This window comes from Streptomyces sp. T39 (assembly GCF_008042045.1).
Classification (GTDB): Bacteria; Actinomycetota; Actinomycetes; order Streptomycetales; family Streptomycetaceae; genus Streptomyces.
In genome coordinates this window covers 1-2632 of sequence record NZ_RDBP01000192.1, presented here as the reverse complement: position 1 = coordinate 2632, position 2632 = coordinate 1, and the positions used below count along the sequence as shown (strand labels likewise).

The 2632-nt window shown below is 76.6% G+C and carries 4 protein-coding genes; all 4 read left to right on the top strand.

Going from position 1 to position 2632, the window contains the following annotated elements; genetic code table 11:
• Positions 1-920: hypothetical protein (locus EAO77_RS39235; RefSeq protein WP_187283587.1), on the top strand; the 920-nt coding region annotated here is incomplete at its 5' end.
• A gap of 180 nt (positions 921-1100) precedes the next feature.
• Positions 1101-1538, top strand: coding sequence for a peptidase inhibitor family I36 protein (locus EAO77_RS36760; RefSeq protein WP_147992616.1), 438 nt, complete (start codon positions 1101-1103; stop codon positions 1536-1538).
• Between the two features lie 160 nt (positions 1539-1698).
• Positions 1699-2142 carry a DUF4259 domain-containing protein gene (locus EAO77_RS36755; protein ID WP_147992615.1) on the top strand — a complete coding sequence of 148 codons (444 nt, stop codon included), beginning with the start codon at positions 1699-1701 and terminating at the stop codon, positions 2140-2142.
• Between the two features lie 36 nt (positions 2143-2178).
• A complete protein-coding gene (locus EAO77_RS36750) occupies positions 2179-2592 on the top strand; it encodes a YybH family protein (protein ID WP_147992614.1) in 414 nt (137 codons plus the stop codon).
• The last annotated feature ends 40 nt before the right edge of the window (positions 2593-2632 follow it).

Genomic DNA, 2632 nt, shown 5'->3' with positions numbered 1-2632 from the left:
TTCGCCATCGGCGGTCCCGAGCGGGCGGACGGGTCCCCCTGGCCGCCCTCGCCGCGGCGCTGGGCGCGACGCTGATCGCCTGCTCGGGCGACCCGTCCGCCCGCTCGGGACCGCCGATGGCGAAGGCGGCCTCGCCGCCGTCGGCAGGGGAGGCCGGACTGCTGCACGACGCGCAGCAGCTCCTGCTGCGCGACTGCCTGCGGCGGCACGGCTTCGCGTACACGGTCTTCCCCCTCGACGAGGAGTCGGCGGCGGCACGCTTCCCGTACGTGGTCGACGACACCGACTGGGCACGGCGCCACGGCTACGGCGGGGATCTCGCCGAGCGGGCGGCGCGGCTGGCGGCCGAGGACCCGAACCGGGCCTACTTCGCGAGCCTGCCGCCCGACCGCAGGGCGCGGGCCCTGGTGGTGTCCAACGGACCCTCGCCCGGCGGGCTGTCGGTCCGTCTGCCGGGCGGCGGCGAGCTGCGGCGCAGCGACCGGGGGTGCGTGGCCGAGGCCGAGCGGCGTCTGTACGGGGACCACGGCGCCTGGTTCCGCGCGTCGGCGCGGGTCGAGGCCCTGGACCGGATCCGCCGGAGCAGGGTGGTGGCCGACCCGGCGTACGCGGAGCCGCTCCGGGCGTGGAGCCTGTGCATGCGGCGGGCCGGGCACCCGTACGCGACCCCGGCCGCCGCCCGGGCCGCGGCGGCGGGGCCGAAGCGCGCCCTGCCGCGCGACCGGGAGATCGCGCTCGCCCTGGCCGAGGCCGCCTGCGCGGAGTCGTCGGGGCTCGGCGCCACCGCCCGCCGGCTGGACGCCCGGCACGGGGCGGCGCTGCGCGACGCGTACCGCGCGGACGTCGGCACCCGCGACCGGCTCCGGGCGAAGGCCCTGATCCGGGCCCGGCAGATCCTGCGCGCCCCCGGCTCGGCCTGACCGCCGGGCGCCCCACCGCACCGGGGCGCCCCTGCGGGGCACCTGGCCCCGCCCATCGACTCCGCCACGCCCTCTCCGGGCGCGGCGGCCACGGCCCGCGCGGCAACCGGCGGCACGGGCCCGGCGGCGAGGTCGTCAGGACCTCGCCCGACCCACCCCACCCCACCCAAGGAGCACACCATGACGTTCATGACGCACGCCCTTTCCACCGGTCTCGCCGCCCTGGCCGTCGCGACGCTCGCCGTCCCCGTCGCGGAGGCGGGGCCGGCGGTCCCGGCAGCGGCGGCAGCGGCGGCCGCCGCGCCGGACGGGTTCCTCTACGCCTGGGAGCACCCGCACGCGAAGGGGGCCCACTGCAAGTGGAACGCGGACAACGCGAACTGGGCCGGATGCAGCGACAAGGTCTCCGACGTCTGGAACAACGGCTTTCCCGGACGCAGGGAGGACGTCCGGCTCTACAACGACCTGGAGTGGACCGGCTCCTGGGTCTGCCTGCACCGGGGCGACTCGATCCCGGACCTCGGCGCGAACGGTCTGAAGTGGTTCGGCTCGGGTCACGGGCAGGGCGAGCCGGTCAACGACTCGATCTCGTCCCACACCTGGGTCGACGCCTGCTGACGACGGCTCCGTCCGAGGTCTGCTGACGCCCCCTCACCAGGCCGGCCCGGCCCTTCCCCGCCGGGCCGGCCTGCGCGGGGGGGCCGTTGTCAGTGGCCGCTGCAAGACTGGCATCACCATCGGGCGGCTTCACGCACACGGCACGACGGGGGACTCCACCATGGGCACCTGGGACATCGGGCACTTCGACAACGACACGGCCGCGGACTTCTCGGGATCACTGGACGACGCGGCCGAGGCCGACCGTCCCGGCATCCTGCGCGAGACGCTGCTGCGGGTCGCCGGGACGCAGGAATACCTCGACGGCGACGAGGCGGCGGAGGCGGTGGCCGCGGCGGCGCTCGTCGCCGCCCAGTGCCCCGGCGGGGAGCCGGTGACCACGCCGTACGGCCCCGACGAGCCGATACCCGCCCTGCCTGAGGATCTGCGGGCGCTCGCCGTGTCCGCGCTCGACCGGACGCTGCGCAAGCCGTCGGAGCTGCCGGAGCTCTGGGACGAGTCCGGCTCCGGGCCGGCCTGGCGGGCGGGTGTGGGCCGACTGCGTGAGGTGCTGGCCGCCGACGGCGAGGAGCCTGCCCCGGGAGGGGAGTCTGCCCTGATGTAGTTCCCACGAGCACGAGCGCACGAGGAGCGAGGGGCCATGACCGACGACGAGTCCGAGATCCGCGATCTGATCACGCGGTGGGCGGAGGCCGTGCACCGGGGTGATCTCCCGGCCGTGCTGGTGGACCACGCGGACGACATCGTGATGTTCGACGTCCCGCCACCGCACGACGGCGTCCGGGGCATCGACGCCTACCGCGAGACCTGGCCGCCGTTCTTCGCGTGGCAGGCGCAGGGCGCGGCGTTCGAGATCGTGTCGCTCGACGTCACGGCCGGAGAGGACGCCGCCTTCGCCCACGCGCTGCTGCTCTGCGGCACGCCCGAGGAGCTGACGGCGCACCCGGAGACCCGGCTGCGGCTGACGGTCGGGCTGCGCCGGGAGGGGGGCCGCTGGGTGGTCGCCCACGAGCACCACTCGTTCGCCGACACGAGGGCGGTCGCCGCCCCGTGACACGTCCGGGCCGCCCGCGGGAGGGGGCGGGCGGCCCGGA

What these genes read in the sequence shown, in the direction of transcription:
- EAO77_RS36750 (WP_147992614.1), top strand. Translation starts at nt 2,179, where the DNA reads ATGACCGACGACGAGTCCGAGATCCGCGATCTGATCACGCGGTGGGCG.
- EAO77_RS36760 (WP_147992616.1), top strand. Translation starts at nt 1,101, where the DNA reads ATGACGTTCATGACGCACGCCCTTTCCACCGGTCTCGCCGCCCTGGCC.
- EAO77_RS36755 (WP_147992615.1), top strand. Translation starts at nt 1,699, where the DNA reads ATGGGCACCTGGGACATCGGGCACTTCGACAACGACACGGCCGCGGAC.